18 protein-coding genes are annotated in these 15,320 nt (G+C 59.2%); 3 read left to right on the forward strand and 15 right to left on the reverse strand.

Annotation, left to right across the window (positions count from 1 at the left end):
* Positions 1-51 precede the first annotated feature (51 nt).
* On the reverse strand, positions 52-555 hold the full coding sequence (locus R3D51_15445) for a 4Fe-4S dicluster domain-containing protein (protein MEZ5900877.1): 504 nt from the start codon (positions 553-555) through the stop codon (positions 52-54).
* Between the two features lie 258 nt (positions 556-813).
* Here R3D51_15445 and R3D51_15450 point away from each other — a divergent pair, with 258 nt between their 5' ends.
* Together R3D51_15450 and R3D51_15455 are read left to right on the forward strand one after the other, a co-directional pair.
* Complete coding sequence (locus R3D51_15450; GenBank protein ID MEZ5900878.1) at positions 814-1,533, forward strand: ABC transporter permease; 720 nt, start codon at positions 814-816, stop codon at positions 1,531-1,533.
* Between the two features lie 50 nt (positions 1,534-1,583).
* Positions 1,584-2,300 (forward strand): ATP-binding cassette domain-containing protein, encoded by a 717-nt coding sequence (locus R3D51_15455; protein ID MEZ5900879.1) that lies wholly within the window; start codon positions 1,584-1,586, stop codon positions 2,298-2,300.
* Positions 2,301-2,315: 15 nt separating this feature from the next.
* On the opposite strand, the gene R3D51_15460 is transcribed toward R3D51_15455, so the two are convergent.
* Positions 2,316-2,705: a winged helix-turn-helix domain-containing protein gene (locus R3D51_15460; protein ID MEZ5900880.1), complete on the reverse strand. Its 390-nt coding sequence runs from the start codon at positions 2,703-2,705 to the stop codon at positions 2,316-2,318.
* Positions 2,706-2,877: 172 nt separating this feature from the next.
* On the opposite strand from R3D51_15460, the gene R3D51_15465 reads away from it, so the two are divergent.
* On the forward strand, positions 2,878-3,729 hold the full coding sequence (locus R3D51_15465) for a substrate-binding domain-containing protein (GenBank protein MEZ5900881.1): 852 nt from the start codon (positions 2,878-2,880) through the stop codon (positions 3,727-3,729).
* An 11-nt stretch (positions 3,730-3,740) separates the two neighbouring features.
* On the opposite strand, the gene gmk is transcribed toward R3D51_15465, so the two are convergent.
* The 13 genes from gmk to R3D51_15530 form a co-directional block, all read right to left on the reverse strand.
* Positions 3,741-4,397: a guanylate kinase gene (gmk, locus tag R3D51_15470; protein ID MEZ5900882.1), complete on the reverse strand. Its 657-nt coding sequence runs from the start codon at positions 4,395-4,397 to the stop codon at positions 3,741-3,743.
* A 28-nt stretch (positions 4,398-4,425) separates the two neighbouring features.
* Positions 4,426-5,364, reverse strand: a complete 939-nt coding sequence (locus R3D51_15475) for a YicC/YloC family endoribonuclease (GenBank protein MEZ5900883.1) — start codon at positions 5,362-5,364, stop codon at positions 4,426-4,428.
* A gap of 49 nt (positions 5,365-5,413) precedes the next feature.
* Positions 5,414-6,718: an endolytic transglycosylase MltG gene (gene mltG / locus R3D51_15480; protein MEZ5900884.1), complete on the reverse strand. Its 1,305-nt coding sequence runs from the start codon at positions 6,716-6,718 to the stop codon at positions 5,414-5,416.
* A gap of 154 nt (positions 6,719-6,872) precedes the next feature.
* Positions 6,873-8,132, reverse strand: a complete 1,260-nt coding sequence (gene fabF / locus R3D51_15485; GenBank protein MEZ5900885.1) for a beta-ketoacyl-ACP synthase II — start codon at positions 8,130-8,132, stop codon at positions 6,873-6,875.
* 142 nt (positions 8,133-8,274) lie between these two features.
* Complete coding sequence (locus R3D51_15490; GenBank protein MEZ5900886.1) at positions 8,275-8,517, reverse strand: acyl carrier protein; 243 nt, start codon at positions 8,515-8,517, stop codon at positions 8,275-8,277.
* Between the two features lie 381 nt (positions 8,518-8,898).
* Entirely contained in the window at positions 8,899-9,645 is a 747-nt protein-coding gene (fabG, locus tag R3D51_15495) for a 3-oxoacyl-[acyl-carrier-protein] reductase (protein MEZ5900887.1), read from the reverse strand.
* Positions 9,646-9,896: 251 nt separating this feature from the next.
* The gene (gene fabD / locus R3D51_15500) at positions 9,897-10,844 is read right to left on the reverse strand and encodes an ACP S-malonyltransferase (protein ID MEZ5900888.1); all 948 of its coding nucleotides are present in this window, start codon (positions 10,842-10,844) and stop codon (positions 9,897-9,899) included.
* A gap of 179 nt (positions 10,845-11,023) precedes the next feature.
* The gene (locus R3D51_15505; protein ID MEZ5900889.1) at positions 11,024-11,992 is read right to left on the reverse strand and encodes a DUF808 domain-containing protein; all 969 of its coding nucleotides are present in this window, start codon (positions 11,990-11,992) and stop codon (positions 11,024-11,026) included.
* 207 nt (positions 11,993-12,199) lie between these two features.
* Positions 12,200-12,526, reverse strand: coding sequence for a hypothetical protein (locus R3D51_15510; protein MEZ5900890.1), 327 nt, complete (start codon positions 12,524-12,526; stop codon positions 12,200-12,202).
* Between the two features lie 225 nt (positions 12,527-12,751).
* Positions 12,752-13,207: a hypothetical protein gene (locus tag R3D51_15515; GenBank protein MEZ5900891.1), complete on the reverse strand. Its 456-nt coding sequence runs from the start codon at positions 13,205-13,207 to the stop codon at positions 12,752-12,754.
* Between the two features lie 211 nt (positions 13,208-13,418).
* Positions 13,419-13,829 (reverse strand): rhodanese-like domain-containing protein, encoded by a 411-nt coding sequence (locus tag R3D51_15520; protein MEZ5900892.1) that lies wholly within the window; start codon positions 13,827-13,829, stop codon positions 13,419-13,421.
* Positions 13,822-14,550, reverse strand: coding sequence for a hypothetical protein (locus R3D51_15525; protein ID MEZ5900893.1), 729 nt, complete (start codon positions 14,548-14,550; stop codon positions 13,822-13,824). The genes R3D51_15520 and R3D51_15525 overlap by 8 nt, the downstream gene beginning before the upstream one ends.
* A 156-nt stretch (positions 14,551-14,706) precedes the next feature.
* A complete protein-coding gene (locus R3D51_15530) occupies positions 14,707-15,309 on the reverse strand; it encodes a hypothetical protein (protein ID MEZ5900894.1) in 603 nt (200 codons plus the stop codon).
* Positions 15,310-15,320 lie beyond the last annotated feature (11 nt).

The raw sequence follows: 15,320 nt of genomic DNA on the forward strand, positions 1-15,320 counted from the left end.
CGAGATCGGCGACGCGATGCGCTAAGCGCCGCCTACCCGTGAGGCTTGTCATCAGTGCTTGGCGACCGGCGCGTTGGTCTGCGTGCGGTCGGCGGATGCGCCAGCCTTGGCCGCCCACACCTTCATCTTGTCGAAGCCGGTCTGCTCGACGTCTTGATACGTGATGGCGCCGGTCGGACATGCGTCGGCGCAGGCCGGACTGCCTTCGCACAGATCGCACTTCATAACCTTGCCGGTCGATGCGTTATAATTGATGGTGCCGAACGGGCAGGCAATCGTGCAAACCTTGCAACCGACACACAGATTGTCGTGGACAATCTTAACGCCCGAATCCGCGTCGGTAGTGATGGCGTTAACGGGGCAGGCTTGTTGACACCAAGCCTCTGCGCACTGGGTGCAAGTATAGGGGACCATCTGGCCCAATTCGTGAAAATCGAAGACGCGGATGCGCGACTTGGAAACGTTGAATTCACCTTCATTATCGAGGGAACACGCCATTTCGCACTGCTTGCAGCCGGTGCATTTTCCTGGGTCGATGACGAGCGCTTTGAGCATCGTGCTATTCCCTCCGAGATGTTATTGCGGTGTGCGTTTGCACCATTCTTTTGTCGTAAGAGAGTAGTCAGCAAAGGCCTATGACGCAAACATGTTCCTTGGTGCAATGCCGTCTTAGAATCAGCTCCCCTAAATCGAGCTAGCAAAGCATCCGTTATTCTTGTTAAAGCATATCGCCTGCTTGGAGCCGGTCTAGTTGGAGGCTGATTTTGACGCCCATTTTTAGCCAGCACGGACGGGCGTTGAGGTAGTTGAACGATGAGCGATGCCACCTCCGCCCTTTCAGCCGCTGCTCACCTTATCGTCAGCGCGGACGCAGACTTAATCGAGATTATCTTGCTCTCCCTTGAGGTGAGCTTATCCGCTGTCGCCATTGCAGCGGTCATTGGTCTGCCCTTGGGAGCCCTACTTGCTGTCTCCCGTTTTCCTGGACGACGCGCTCTCATTCTAATCATCAATACGCTGATGGGTTTGCCGCCTGTCGTGGCTGGACTGCTGGTTTACCTTGCCCTGTCGCGCCAGGGGCCGCTCGGAGTGCTAGAACTCCTCTACACGCCCACAGCGATGATCATCGCCCAGGCGGTGCTGGTGACCCCGATCGTGACATCTCTTACCCGCCAGACCATCAAGGACCTGCTCATCCAATACGATGATTTTCTGCGCGCTTATGGATTGTCAGGCTGGGAGCGCGCCGGGACGTTGCTTTATGAGGGACGTATGCGCCTCGCAACGGCGATGCTGGCAGGCTTCGGACGCGCGATCGCCGAGGTTGGCGCAGTCATCATTGTGGGAGGCAACATTAATCACGTCACCAGAACCATGACGACTACAATTGCGCTTGAGACATCGCGCGGCAATCTTTCGTTGGCCTTAGCGCTGGGGATCATTCTGCTGGCGCTCGCGCTGGCTATCAACGCGCTTGTGTTGACCCTTAGACCGCACGGTGTGCCGCAACTCGTGCGACGGGTCCACCCATGACGGTCCACCGGCCATCTCGGCATGAGGCCCAAACGACTGGGCACACGCACGTGTTGCCGCTTAGCGCGAACGAGATCGTTCTTTCGCGGGATGGACGAACACTGCTCGACAATGTGAGTTTCTCGCTAAACGGGACGAGTGGCGTTACCGTCCTGCTGGGACCTAACGGAGCTGGAAAAAGCCTCCTTGTGCGCACGCTGTGCGGTTTGCTGAAGCCTGATCACGGTGACGTGCGCTGGGCCGATCAACAGCCGAGCCGTCTTGGCGCCAAGCGCATTGGAATCGTATTTCAGAGTCCCGTCCTGCTGAGCCGATCCGTACGCGAAAACATCTTCTATGCGCTGCGTGCGACCGGAGTTTCCGCCGATCAATGGCCGGATCGCACCAATGAGGCCCTGAAACGAGCTGGACTGGAGTTCCTTTCCGAACAGGATGCGGGTTCTCTATCTGGCGGAGAAAAGCAGCGACTTGCCTTGGCACGGGCATTGGCATGCGATCCGGAAGTTCTGGTTCTCGATGAACCGTGCGCAAACCTCGACCCCGCATCCACAGCGGCAATCGAAAATACGCTGCGCCATGTGCGCGATACAGGGACACCAATCTTGTTCATCACGCACGACATCAATCAGGCGCGGAGGGTCGCCGATCAGATCGTGTTTATGAGCAAGGGACGGATCGTGGAGCGCAGAGATGATGCGGCGGGCTTTTTTCATGAGCCGCAAACACGAGAGGCTCGCGCTTATCTGCGCGGCGAGTTGCTCGTTTGAACTCGCCAGGCGCAACTACTCCTGCAGGGGATCATCATCCGCATCCGTTTTCTGCTGGCCGGAGGGATCGCGCAGCAGCACGGCGTCGAGAAACTCAAGGTGCGGTTGTGCCGTCTTCTTCGCCATGCCGATCATGGCGTTGCAGTGAGTAAGCAACAGACGTCCGAAATCGGTCAAGTGCGCGCCGCCCCCTGACTTGCCGCCTGTCTGGGACACAACAACGGGCTCTTTGAATGCATGGTTGAGTTGATCAATCAGCGCCCACGCTTGCCTGTAGGACATCTTCATGGAACGTCCGGCTGCCGAGATCGACCCCAACTCATCTATCTTCTGCAACAGCTGGAGCTTGCCGGGGCCAAGTCGCCCGTGCGTTCCCAGGTCGATACGGACTATAAGGTTCGTCATTCCGTCGACTCCCTCGTGCTCGTAACGTGCATTTTGCGCGCTCCCGCGAAAAGCACAACGCCCACCTCCCTGCGGTCATGCGAAAGGCGTGTTTTGTCAACCAGCTAGCAAGTCAGCGGGCGAGGCGCTAGGTTTGGATCGACATAGCGCCCACATTGAAAGGCTGGCTCTCATGATGCGGATCCGAGTGGAATTTCAGGCATTCACGGCTTTGACGCTGTTTGTCGGACTTTCGATGCTGTTTGCATTGGCGGCATCTGGGCCGGTGCAGGCGGAGACGTCTTTCATCACGGTGCAATCAACGACGTCGACGGAAAATTCCGGTCTGTTTGCCTATCTCCTCCCGCTCTTCACCAAAAAGACCGGCATCGAGGTTCGCGTTGTTGCGGTTGGGACGGGCCAAGCAATCAAGAACGCACGCAACGGAGACGCGGATGTTTTGCTGGTTCACGCGCGTGCAGACGAAGAAAAGTTCGTCGCCGACGGCGAAGGCGTGAAGCGCTACCCCCTCATGTATAATGACTTTGTGCTTGTCGGTCCGCAGGCCGACCCTGCAGCGGCCGCCGGAAGCGACGTTGCGAAAGCGTTCAAAGCCGTTGCCGATAAGAAAGCTCCGTTCATCTCACGCGGCGACGACTCCGGCACGCACAAGGCTGAGCTTGCCATCTGGAAGTCGATCGGCGTCGATGTGAAGCAAGCGTCCGGCTCGTGGTATCGAGAAGCCGGACAAGGCATGGGCGCAACGCTCAACATGGCCTCGGCCATGAATGGATATGTATTGAGCGACCGGGCAACCTGGTCGGCCTTCAACAACCGTGGCGAGTTGACGATCCTCTGCCAAGGCGACAAGCGGCTACACAATCCCTACGGAGTCATATTGGTCAATCCCGCAAAGCATCCGCATGTAAAAGCCAAGGAGGGACAGGCGTTCGTCGACTGGCTTATATCGGCCGAAGGCCAGGCCGCTATTGCAAATTTCAAGATTAACGGCGAGCAGCAATTCTTTCCTGCGACCAGCGATTAGAGACGCGCCGCTTACAGGCTCTTTTGCATGTCGCGCACGAACGACGAAAGTCCGAGCAGGCGGCCGCGCTTGAGACGCTCAGCTGCGAGAATGGCATGGACGGCGCGCACGCTCTCTTCAACATCTACGTTGACGATCACATAGTCATACTCAGGCCAATGCGAAATCTCGGCGGAGGCCTCTGCCATCCTTCGCGCAACAACCTCGTCAGGATCCTGCGCTCGCGTGCGCAGTCGTTGTTCGAGCACGCGGCCAGACGGCGGCATTACGAAAACGCGCACAACATCGCCCGGCATCTTTTCGCTCAACTGCTGCGCGCCTTGCCAATCGATATCGAACAGCACGTCTTTTCCAGCCTCGATGGCTGCCGCTACGGGAGCCGACGGTGTGCCGTAGTAATTGTCGAACACGCGTGCCCATTCGAGCAAAGAACCAGAATCCCGCATAGCCTCGAAGCGGGCATGGTCGAGAAAAATATAGTCCTGGCCGTCAATCTCCCCAGGTCGGGGCCGGCGGGTCGTGACCGAAACCGACATCGCAATGTGGGGATCCTCCGCCAATAGCCGACGGGCGAGCGTCGTCTTTCCCGCCCCGGAGGGTGAAGACAGGATATACAGCAGGCCCCGGCGGGCGATGGCGGGACGTGCGTCGGGCTTCGTGTCAGTCATGGTCCTAAACCGGTGGGGTGGATTTCAGTTATTCGACGTTCTGAACCTGCTCGCGCAATTGGTCGATGACGCTTTTAAGCGAAAGCCCCAACCGGGTGACATCGACGGCGTTGGCCTTGGAGCACAGCGTATTGGCTTCGCGATTGAACTCCTGAGCAAGGAAGTCGAGTTTCCGGCCAACCGCACCCTGCTCTGACATGATCTCCCGGGCGGCGGCCACGTGGGCGTTGAGCCGGGCCAACTCTTCCTCGACATCGGCGCGCGTTGCGGCCAGCACTGCCTCTTGATGCAACCGCTCGCTATCGAAATTGCTCGAGCTATCGACCAGTCGCGAGATCACCTCTCTGAGGCGAGCCCGAATGGCCTCAGGGGTCCGAGATGGAGAGGCGCGAACATCTGCGGCCAGCGTTTCGATTTGGCTCACCTGCTCGCTTAGGACGTTCTGGATGCGTGCGCCCTCTGAGCGTCGCGCTTCCAACAGCTTGCTCGCGGCTTCTTCGAAACTTGAAACTAGTGCGCGTTCGCGCACGGCGCGTTGTTGAACATCGTCCAAACCGCCTTCAACGGTTTCCAGAACGCCCTTCATAGCTAAAAGCTCAGCAGGACTTGGTCGAGCGCCGCCGGTCAGTTCCGCAACCCGCTCCGCCGCCTTGAGGATATCGTTGAGTAGCCCCTCGTTGAGACGAACTGATCCGTTGGCGCAACGTCGCTCAACGGTGAGGTTGACCGACACGTTGCCGCGAACAAGCCTTTTCGCGATGGCTTCACGCACGGGGGCATCCAGGTTGTCGTAACCTGGCGGCAAGCGCATGCGGACGTCGAGGCCGCGGCCGTTGACGCTGCGGATTTCCCAGGTCCACGCCAGTCCCTCCGCCGCGCCGTCCGCGCGCCCATATCCTGTCATGCTAGAAAGTGCCATCAGTCCTTCGCTCTCTATTGCGCTCGCCGCAAGCGAAGAACTTCTCATCCCCGGGCGCTCACGCGGGGCGCAAAATAGCCCTTATGCTCTTCAGCGCCTACTGTTTCTTGGGCTTCCGGACCGGAAGGGGAATGTCGGCGCTGGCACTGGCCGCCTTCTGACGGCTGTCAGTCTTACTTGTCTTTGCGTCGCCGGTCGTATCCTCGGGAACGGGCGTAACGTCCGGATTTGGCGATTGCGAAGCAGAATTTGCCGAGCGAGTCTTAGCGGTCTGACGTTCGACCTCACGCCATTTTTGCACTGCACTATTGTGCTCTTTCAGCGTCTCGGAGAACACGTGCCCGCCGGTGCCGTCAGCTACAAAATACAGATCGTTCGTCGCTTCTGGATTGAGCGCAGCCATGATCGCGTCTCGCCCCGGGTTACAGATCGGACCTGGCGGCAATCCGTTCATTTGATATGTGTTGTAGGGCGTCTTCGTGTCGATGTCGGGTTTGGTGATTGCACGGCCAAGAGATCCTTGCCCGCCGACGATGCCATAGATGATGGTGGGATCCGACTGGAGCCTCATGCCCTTCTTGAGGCGGTTATGGAAGACAGCGGCTACCTTTGAACGTTCGTCCGCGCGCCCCGTCTCCTTTTCGACGATCGAGGCAAAAACCACGGCCTCCTCGACAGTGCGAAGCGGAAGTTCGCTTTGGCGCTTCGTCCAAGCAGTCTCAAGGAACTCGCTCATGTGGGCTTGCATACGATCAAGCAATTCCTGGCGGCCCATACCCTTCGAGATCAGGTAGGTGTCGGGCATCAAGGAGCCCTCGGGCGGAACCTTTGTTATCTCGCCACTCAGATTGCTCTCGGCCCGCAATCGCTCCACGATTTGCTGACTGGTAAGCCCCTCGGGGATCGCGACCTTGTATTGGATGGACTTACCCTGAGCCAGGGTGTCCAGAACCTCGCGCATTGAAGCGTGCGCTTCAACTTGGTACTCGCCAGCCTTGAGATCGAGGTTGCGTTTGCCGCCAAACAGCGTCTGGAAAAGATGTCCAGCGACGAAGGTCCAGCGATTGGCAATGACGCCCTGCTCTTCCAGGGTTTCGGCGATCTGGATACGGCCCTTGCCTTTGGCGACCACAATCGTGCGGGCTTCCCCCAGCGGACCTGGGCGTTCAAACTGATTGTAGAGAACGACACCCATGCCTCCGAGCGTCAACATCGCTACGAGAGCTAGCGTGAAGAGCCCGCTCGCCACCCGCACCATGCCGCCGATGAACCGCGATGGCTCATTCTCCTGCAGTCCGCGTGGACGCGCAGGCGCACGCGCGGGTTCTAGACGCTCATTTGGGCTACGTGCGCCAGCGGTTCGCGTTCGGGTAACGTCCGATCGCTTCTTGCGGTTCTGCATGGTGCCTCGAAACTACCCCTGAAACGTCCCTTGGCGCGCGCCCCGTGCGGTGTCGCATTCTTTTTCAGGCGCCGAAAAACGGTTCCGCCACGCAAAGTGGCGGCCCGCCTGTAAGTAATGACGCTTGCCGCAAAATGTGGCGAAAGCTTGGGCTTCAGGCCACGCGGCGGAGGACGATCGACGCATTCGTTCCGCCAAAGCCAAACGAGTTGGAGAGCGCCGTGTTGATTTCGCGCGGCTTGGCTGTGTTGGGCACAAGATCGATCGCGGTGTCGACAGACGGATTATCGAGATTAAGCGTCGGCGGTGCAATGTTGTCTCGGATGGCGAGCACCGAGAAGACAGCTTCGACCGCGCCAGCCGCTCCGAGCAGATGGCCAATGGCCGATTTGGTGGACGACATAGCGAGTTTGCCCGCACTGTTGCCGAAAAGGCGCTCCACCGCGCCAAGTTCGATCTCGTCGCCCATGGGCGTCGAGGTGCCATGAGCGTTCACATAGTCGATCTCGCTCGGCGTGATGCCAGCCCGCTTCAAAGCAGAGCGCATGCAGCGGAAGGCGCCGTCGCCCGACTCCGAGGGGGCGGTGATATGATAGGCGTCGCCCGACATGCCGTAACCGATGACCTCGGCATACATCTTTGCACCACGGGCCTTTGCGCGCTCGTAGGGCTCCAGCACGACCACGCCAGCTCCTTCGCCCATGACGAAGCCGTCGCGGTCTTTGTCGTAGGGTCGGGAGGCCTTAGTCGGGTTGTCGTTGAAGCCCGTGGACAGCGCGCGGCAAGCTGCGAAACCTGCAAGCGCGATGCGGCAGATCGGGCTTTCGGTGCCACCCGCCACCATGACCTCCGCTTCGCCGTTTGAGATCAGGCGCGCGGCATCGCCTATGGCATGGGTGCCCGTGGAGCACGCCGTGACCACGGCATGGTTCGGTCCCTTGAGCTGATGCTTGATGGAGACGTATCCGCTCGCGAGGTTGATCAGCCGGCCCGGAATGAAGAACGGGGAGACGCGGCGCGGTCCCTTCTCCTTCAGCAGCAGCGAGGTGTCAGCAATGCCCGAAAGTCCGCCAATGCCCGAGCCGATCAGGACGCCAGCTTCTTCCTGCGCCTCGGCAGTGTCGAACGTCAGCCCGGAATCGGCAATGGCCTGATCGGCGGCCGCGACGGCGTAGATGATGAAGTCATCGACCTTGCGCTGTTCCTTGGGCTCCATCCAATCGTCGGGATTGAACAGGCCCTCGCCCGATCCACGCGGGATGAAATTAGCGATCTGGCAGGAGATGTCGGAGACATCAAACTCTTCGACACGGCGTGCGCCGTTCTTGCCGGCCAGCAATGCCTTCCAGCCCGCCTCGACACCACTGCCGACGGGGCTAACCAATCCAAGTCCGGTAATGACGACGCGGCGCATTCGTGAAGTCTCTCGCCGAGGTAGATGGTTCTTGAAAAAGTATCAGGCTCAAGGATGAGCCGGGGGCCGGTTGTCCGGCCCCCGAAGTTATTTCGGCTTGCCCTGCCCCACACGGAGCACGACTTGCAAATTGCGGATCGATTTAGGCGGCCGAGGCGTTCTTTTCGAGGAACTTGACCGCATCGCCGACCGTAAGAATGTGCTCGGCGGCATCGTCGGGAATTTCGCAGCCAAACTCTTCCTCGAAGGCCATCACGAGCTCAACGGTATCCAAGCTATCCGCGCCCAGATCGTCGATAAAGCTGGCGTTCTCCGTGACCTTCTCGGCCTCGACGCCCAGATGCTCAACGACAATCTTTTTCACGCGCTCTGCGACATCGCTCATCTTCTTTTCTCTCGTATCCCTGTTGAAGTGAGAATTCGAACGCACAACCCGGATTTAGTGGACCGGGTAACCTCGTCCGTACGGCCTTTTCAGCGTCCGCTGCTGTTCACTTGAGCCACCAGTTCCAGTCCGAAGCTGGATGTGACGGCACCATGTAGACAATCGGCAGCGCAAATCAAGCCTCTAACCCAAGTTGCCCACGGAAGCCCCCATGTTTGAAAAAATGGCCATCGCTGGACCTGGGGCGCGCTAAATCCTTGTTTCCTGTGGATTGTCGGCACCCCACAGGCGCAAGTGGGCCATTTACCATGTTTTTCCCAGGGCATCTTTTTGGTGCGACATAGAGATCCCTCTGGATTTCGGGCGGCTTCAGGCAGGGAATCACACCATCGCCATGCCGCCGTTGATGTGGAGCGTCTGGCCGGTGACATAGCCGCCTTCATTGGAGGCGAGATACAGGCAACCGGCTGCGATATCCATCGGCGCGCCAAAGCGTTGAGTTGGAATCATCGCAGCAATGTCACTCTTCTGCTTGTCGTTGAGGACGTCGGTCATCGCAGTCGTGATGAAACCAGGAGCAACGCAATTGGCGGTGATTCCACGCGACGCGACCTCTCGCGCGAGTGATTTCGTCATGCCGATCATACCGGCTTTCGAAGCTGCGTAGTTTCCTTGGCCAGGATTGCCGAACACGCCGGAAACTGAAGCGATATTGATGATACGACCATAGCCCGACTTTGAACGCATCATATGGCGCGAGGCTGCGCGGCACAGCATGAATGTCGATGTCAAGTTGACCGCGATCACGTCATCCCACTGATCGTCTTTCATGACCATGAAGAGGTTGTCTTTGGTGAGACCAGCGTTGTTGACCAGGATATCGAGGCGTCCACCCAGCGCCTTCACGGCTTCGTCGATCAGTTTGCCAACGGCGGCCCGATCAGCCAAATCGCACGGCACGATCTGGACGCGATCTCCCAGCTCCTTTGCCAGCGCCTCAAGTGCCTCGACCTTGCGGCCCGAGATGGCGACGGTTGCCCCTGCCTTGTGGAATACGCGCGCGATCTCAGCGCCAATGCCACCCGTCGCGCCCGTTACGAGAGCCGTTTTGCCAGTCAGATCGAACATATCGGAAGGTTCCTGAGAATGATGGTCCGGTTGAATTTGGCTGCTTTGTGCGCGAGCGAACCGCCAGCGTCAAGCAACGCCAAGCCAGGTTGCCAGGGCCGGTACCGACCAAGGTCCAAGCCTGGGGAGGCAACGGGGCCAGAAAAAATCAGCGTTGAAGCAATGGAAGGCCCTGCCGGCCAAGAAGAAATTGGCGCGGCAGGGCGAAAAGTCTCGCCGGACCCCTACGGTCGCTCCGGGGAGGGATTGCCTCAGGAAACAATCGCGCCGTAGGCCGCATCGATATCGGCAGGCTGCCCGATACTCATGGAATTGGCGCTGGGTGAGGTGCGCTTGACGAGGCCAGCGAGCACTTTGCCAGTGCCGATCTCAAAGAAATCCGTGACACCATTTGCCGTCATGTAGGCCACGCATTCACGCCAACGCACCGTGCCGGTCACCTGTTCGACAAGGCGCTTGCGGATTTCGTCGGGATCGGAAATCGGGCTTGCCAGAACATTCGCGACAACGGGGACGACGGGCGCGTCGATCGTCACATTGCTCAGGGCCTCGGCCATGGCGTCGGCGGCGGGCTGCATCAGCGCGCAATGAAAGGGTGCGGACACAGGCAAAGGTACAGCGCGCCGCACACCTAGGCCCTTGCCCACTTCTCCAACGCGATCGATGGCGCTCTTGTGCCCCGACAGTACGACCTGTGTTGGCTCGTTGTCGTTCGCAACTTGGCAGACGTCGCCCTGAGCAGCTGCTTCAGCCACTTTGATTGCAACATCCATCCCAACGCCCAGCAGAGCCGCCATAGCACCCTGCCCCACCGGCACCGCTCTCTGCATGGCCTGCCCACGGAGCTTCAATAAGCGTGCAGTGTCCGCCAACGAGAATGCACCGGCAGCAGCAAGCGCGGAATACTCTCCCAGCGAGTGACCGGCGACAAACTTCACGTGGTCCTTGAGCGAAAAGCCCTTCTCGCTTTCCAACACGCGCATGACGGCCATGGACACTGCCATCAATGCGGGCTGTGCATTCTCGGTCAGCGTCAGCGTATCTTTCGGGCCGTCCCACATGATGGCCGAGAGCTTCTGGCCCAACGCCTCATCGACTTCATCGAAAACAGCCTGCGCGGCGGGAAATGCCTCTGCCAGGGCCTTACCCATCCCGACGTCCTGGCTACCCTGACCGGGGAAAACAAAAGCTTTTGCCATACTTAGAGCGCGCCTCCGTCTTGGCACCGGAACAAATGATGTTGGTGCGGTGTATTTTGGCGCTTTAGGCACGCATCGGACGGCCGCTGTCAAGCTGGTGCGATGTCGGTGGAGAAGCCCGCGAGGCAATGCGCGCAGATCTTCGCACGGGTTCTCGATGCGCAACGATTGCGCCGACTTCAGGCTTCACCACGAATAGCGCGCCAAACCGGCAGTGCAATCAAAGTGATGATCGCCGCAGCAATACCCCCAGCAATCAATCCTACCACCGCCGATACGAAGGCGCCTCCGAGCCAACCCAGCGCTTCGCCTAATATGCCGGGCACCGAGCCGCCCAACGTTTCGGAAATCGCGTGCAACAGATGCTCGCCGGCGCTGAACCCAAAGGTATTGAAACCGTGGATTAGGATGCCTCCACCGACCCACAGCATTGCAATAGTGCCGACGAACGACAGACCTTTCAGAAATGGCGGCATCGCCCGCACGAGCCACCGACCGAAGCGGCTTGTAATGGGGCCGCCGTTGAGGGCCAGCCATACGCCCAGGTCATCGGCCTTTACGATAAGTGCGACGGCGCCATAGACGCCCACCGTTACAAGAATGCCGACGAACGCCAGCACAAGCGCTTGAATGATGAGGCTCGGCGCTGTGATGTTGGCGAGAGAAATGGCCATGATCTCGGCGGAAAGCACGAGATCGGTGCGAATGGCGCCAGCTACCTTTCGGTCTTCCAGAGCTTTCGCATTCGCAGCCGGGATCTCCACTACCCCGTGCGCCGCCACCGAGGCATGTGGGGCGAGCATCGAGTGGATTTTCTCGTAGCCTTCAAAGCACAGATAGAGGCCGCCTGCCATCAGGATCGGCGTCAGAGCCCAAGGTGCTACGACGCTGAGCAGAAGCGCGACCGGCATCAAGTAGATGAGCTTGTTCTTGAGCGATCCAAGGGCAATGCGGCCAACGATTGGGAGTTCGCGCTCGGCGGCTAATCCGGTCACATACCTTGGTGTCACGGCGGCGTCGTCGACTAAGACACCAGCAGTTTTGGCGCCAACCCGCGCGGCCTGGCCCGAAGCATCGTCAAGCGTCGCCGCTGCGAGTTTCGCCAGTGCCACAACGTCGTCGAGAAGGGCCAGAAGGCCAGTGCTCATGGTGGGCTCCAGACAAGCATTTTTGTAGTGCCGCGAATAGGACGGGGCGGCCTTACCTGAGGCATAAAGCTGTTTGCCGGCTCAGAGAAGTGGAAGTGTGCGCATCGCCGCCGTCCGAAAGTGACGCGACTTGCACGAATAACGCAAGAAAAAGGCCCGCCACGGAGCGCGGGCGGGCCTTCGGGGATCCATATTTGAAGCCGAGATTTATGCGGCTTCTTCTTCTTCTTCCGTTTCCTCGCCCTCTTCTTCGGCTTCCTCGTACTCGCCGTCGTCCTCTTCGCCGTCTTCGTCGACTTCCTCGACCATTTCCAAGACGCCATCGATCAGCTCGAAGAGAACTTCCTCGTCAGTATCCTGCACTTCGGTCAGGGCCTGGACCAGGGCATCCGCAATCGGAGCTACCTTCAGCAGAGCACGTTCGTCATCGCCAACTTCCATATCTTCCATAAGGGCGAGCCCTTCGGTGCGCGCGGCTTCTTCGCTATCCTCGACGCTCCAGATAGTCTCTTCCGTGTATGACGCAAATTTCATGAGCGCGGCCTCCTATGCCATGCGGTCAGCATCAACATTTCGCTGCGTGGCTTAGGCGAGAGCCATTACCACGCATTGGTTGGGGGGAATTCTGAAACACGCAGGTACATTGAAAGAGGTAGTAGGCGCTGATTCCCTGGGCGGTACCATGACAGTAATGTGCATACCCCCAGGTTGCCGCAGCATCTGTCTAGTGCAAGTCACGCAAAACCAGCGAGTCGCGCATCATTGAGGATTGCCGTACTCGTCGATAATGACCGAGAAAGTGCGGGTCGCCGGCTCTCCGTTCCCCAGCCGGCCCGAGATTGTAAAGGTGTCCTCGCCGGTTTGTCCCGGGGTCGGCTTGTATATGATCTCCGTGCCCTTGATGGGTGTACCGACACAATTGCCTGACAAGGAATACTGGATGACGGTATCGGCGCCCTCAACAGTCTCGACACTGCCCTTGGCTGGTGGGGCGATCACGTCGATGCGTGGATAGCCTTTGAAGACGCAGTCCGGCGTGAATCCCGCCATCACGAACACCCGCTTGGCTTCACCGGGCTTCACGCGAGTTCCGCGTCCGTCACCCGCCCGGCTTGGATCGCTCCACAGCGCTAGCAGCGCAATCGTTGCCGCAATCAGCGCAGCAACGAGCTGAACATCGCATATTCGCCAGCGCAACCGGGAAGATGCAGCCATCCAGGGCACGGAATTTGTCTGGGGAACAACGGGCTCGGGTTGCCGAGCGGGCTGGCGGATCATTGGCGGCGCCTTTCCCTTGCAGCCCGCGCACCTGAGGCGCCAGCTTTCAGACCAAGGCTACGGTTTGATTCGCGTGTCTGGATAGGTCTCAGCCATGCGCTGCACCATCCACCCCTAACCTAAGGGGCTTCGGCTTTGGCTATAGGGCTTAAGCCTTTGGACCGGGCCCGACTTCGCCGCCTTCCTTGCGCCAAGCCGAGAAGCCACCCGTGATGTGCCCAACCTTTGGCAGGCCCATATCTTGCACCGTTTTGGTCGACAGGGCCGAGCGCCAGCCACTCATGCAATAGAAGACGAAACGCTTTCCCGAGGCGAACACCGGCTTGTGGTAAGGGCTTTCAGGATCGACCCAAAACTCCAGCATTCCGCGTGGGCAATGAAACGCACCGGGGATCATCCCTTCACGTTCCAACTCACGAGGATCGCGCAGATCGACGAACACGACGTCGTCGCGCCCTAGCAGTGCCTTCGCCTCATCGACGCTCAGATTTTCGATTTGCGTGTTAGCATCGGCCACCATCTGCTTGATGCCGTGCTTCAACTTGAGCCCTTCAGACATTACTCTGCTCCATGCGGCGAATTCCTTCCGCAATCAATACAGCATAGATCGACAAAACAAACCCCGACAACATGTTGACGCTGACGAGCGACGCCGCGATCTGCGCGACAGCCGGATCGAAGACCCATGTCAGCATCCGCTCCACGATGTCGTCGAACGTCTGTTTGAGCAGGAACAGAAATTCGCTGGCCTGCTCCATAGTTGGGTGGGCGGGCATTTCGAAGGTCGCCTGCCGCGCCAATTCACTGAAGCCTGGGGCAGCAAGGAAGGATTGGCCCACCGAAAAAACGATGCCCAGCGGCGCAGCAAGGCGAAAGTAGCCCCAGCGCAGCGGACGGGCCTTAAGCGTGGACGTCAGCCAGCGCACGATTTGTACGCCCAGGAACAATGTGAAAGCGAAGATCCCGGCGACCTGCATCAAACGCTCGGGATCAGTTCCGAGAAATGTCAGCAATCCCACGACACCTGCAAGCAGCGCTTTGGCGAAGGCCTCACCGCTCGCGACGATCCAGGCCAGCACTGCGGCGCGTCTTGGTGCGCGGTCGAAATAGAATGGGATCTCATTTTGCAGGCGTGCGTACTCTAACCTCATTCCGAGAATGAACGCGATGGCCGCCGTTCCAGCTGCAAAGCCCAGCGGATAGGTAAACCCCGCCCACGCAATGGCGACGATGGCCGCCAGCTCCAGCACCATCATGAGGGCGTTAAAGAGAATGTACATCGGCCCCCGGCCCGCCTTTCCACTTCATGTCGTCGAGACATGAACATGCTAGCAGATGTGGCTTACACGCGAAATGCTCGGGCGAGCGCTCGGTTGAGTTGAGGGGGATGCCCGCAAGCTAAATCAAAACCGGGAGTTCGATTGCCGGCAACTGCTTCAGCTTGTGGCCTTTTCGCTTGTGCAAACGGCGTCGCCATCGCGCAAAAGTTCAGCTTGGAACGGAAACGAGCGACGCATGAACATCATCTCCTTTCCAGTGTCGCCGATGATCCCCAGATGCGGCTTCTTGCTTTCCTTCTCGGTCCAAACTGTCGCTTGGACGACATAGCTGGCCGCCTTCGGATCGAGCGTGAGATGGCCCTCGAACTGGCGGTAGGTTGCGTCGCCCTTTCCAGCCTGAACCGTCATGGCCATGCCGCCGCAGCCGCCGTCGTCCTTTACCAGAACACCGCACCACCCTGAGGCGCACGGGCTGAGGTCGATCGTCATCGTGCAGGGCTTGCCGCCGCATTTCTCGCGCACCGCGGCATATCCGAAATAGCGCCCGGTCCACCGTCCGGCGATCTGAGTGGGTTTGACGTCGTCGTCGGATGAAATTTGCGCCGCGTGTTCCGCATCGTTTGCCGCGAAGGCGCCATAGGCCAGTGGCAGGCTCAGCCCCATGAATAGAACCAATATCGCAAATCTCGATCTCCAGACGCCGCCTCGTTTAAGGAACTGGGCTGCGGCTTCGGTCGTACGCAGTGCAATCGGTTGCATACTGTGGCTCC

The organism is Hyphomicrobiaceae bacterium (assembly GCA_041397645.1).
Lineage (GTDB): Bacteria > Pseudomonadota > Alphaproteobacteria > Rhizobiales > Hyphomicrobiaceae > Hyphomicrobium_B.

Excerpts from the sequence above, each read along its gene's own strand:
- R3D51_15460 (MEZ5900880.1), bottom strand. The coding sequence starts at position 2,705 with ATGACGAACCTTATAGTCCGTATCGACCTGGGAACGCACGGGCGACTT.
- fabG (MEZ5900887.1), bottom strand. The coding sequence starts at position 9,645 with ATGTTCGATCTGACTGGCAAAACGGCTCTCGTAACGGGCGCGACGGGT.
- R3D51_15445 (MEZ5900877.1), bottom strand. The coding sequence starts at position 555 with ATGCTCAAAGCGCTCGTCATCGACCCAGGAAAATGCACCGGCTGCAAG.
- R3D51_15530 (MEZ5900894.1), bottom strand. The coding sequence starts at position 15,309 with ATGCAACCGATTGCACTGCGTACGACCGAAGCCGCAGCCCAGTTCCTT.
- R3D51_15515 (MEZ5900891.1), bottom strand. The coding sequence starts at position 13,207 with ATGGCTGCATCTTCCCGGTTGCGCTGGCGAATATGCGATGTTCAGCTC.
- R3D51_15490 (MEZ5900886.1), bottom strand. The coding sequence starts at position 8,517 with ATGAGCGATGTCGCAGAGCGCGTGAAAAAGATTGTCGTTGAGCATCTG.
- R3D51_15510 (MEZ5900890.1), bottom strand. The coding sequence starts at position 12,526 with ATGAAATTTGCGTCATACACGGAAGAGACTATCTGGAGCGTCGAGGAT.
- R3D51_15520 (MEZ5900892.1), bottom strand. The coding sequence starts at position 13,829 with ATGTCTGAAGGGCTCAAGTTGAAGCACGGCATCAAGCAGATGGTGGCC.
- R3D51_15475 (MEZ5900883.1), bottom strand. The coding sequence starts at position 5,364 with ATGAGAAGTTCTTCGCTTGCGGCGAGCGCAATAGAGAGCGAAGGACTG.
- fabD (MEZ5900888.1), bottom strand. The coding sequence starts at position 10,844 with ATGGCAAAAGCTTTTGTTTTCCCCGGTCAGGGTAGCCAGGACGTCGGG.
- fabF (MEZ5900885.1), bottom strand. The coding sequence starts at position 8,132 with ATGCGCCGCGTCGTCATTACCGGACTTGGATTGGTTAGCCCCGTCGGC.
- R3D51_15450 (MEZ5900878.1), top strand. The coding sequence starts at position 814 with ATGAGCGATGCCACCTCCGCCCTTTCAGCCGCTGCTCACCTTATCGTC.
- R3D51_15465 (MEZ5900881.1), top strand. The coding sequence starts at position 2,878 with ATGATGCGGATCCGAGTGGAATTTCAGGCATTCACGGCTTTGACGCTG.
- R3D51_15505 (MEZ5900889.1), bottom strand. The coding sequence starts at position 11,992 with ATGAGCACTGGCCTTCTGGCCCTTCTCGACGACGTTGTGGCACTGGCG.
- gmk (MEZ5900882.1), bottom strand. The coding sequence starts at position 4,397 with ATGACTGACACGAAGCCCGACGCACGTCCCGCCATCGCCCGCCGGGGC.
- R3D51_15525 (MEZ5900893.1), bottom strand. The coding sequence starts at position 14,550 with ATGTACATTCTCTTTAACGCCCTCATGATGGTGCTGGAGCTGGCGGCC.
- mltG (MEZ5900884.1), bottom strand. The coding sequence starts at position 6,718 with ATGCAGAACCGCAAGAAGCGATCGGACGTTACCCGAACGCGAACCGCT.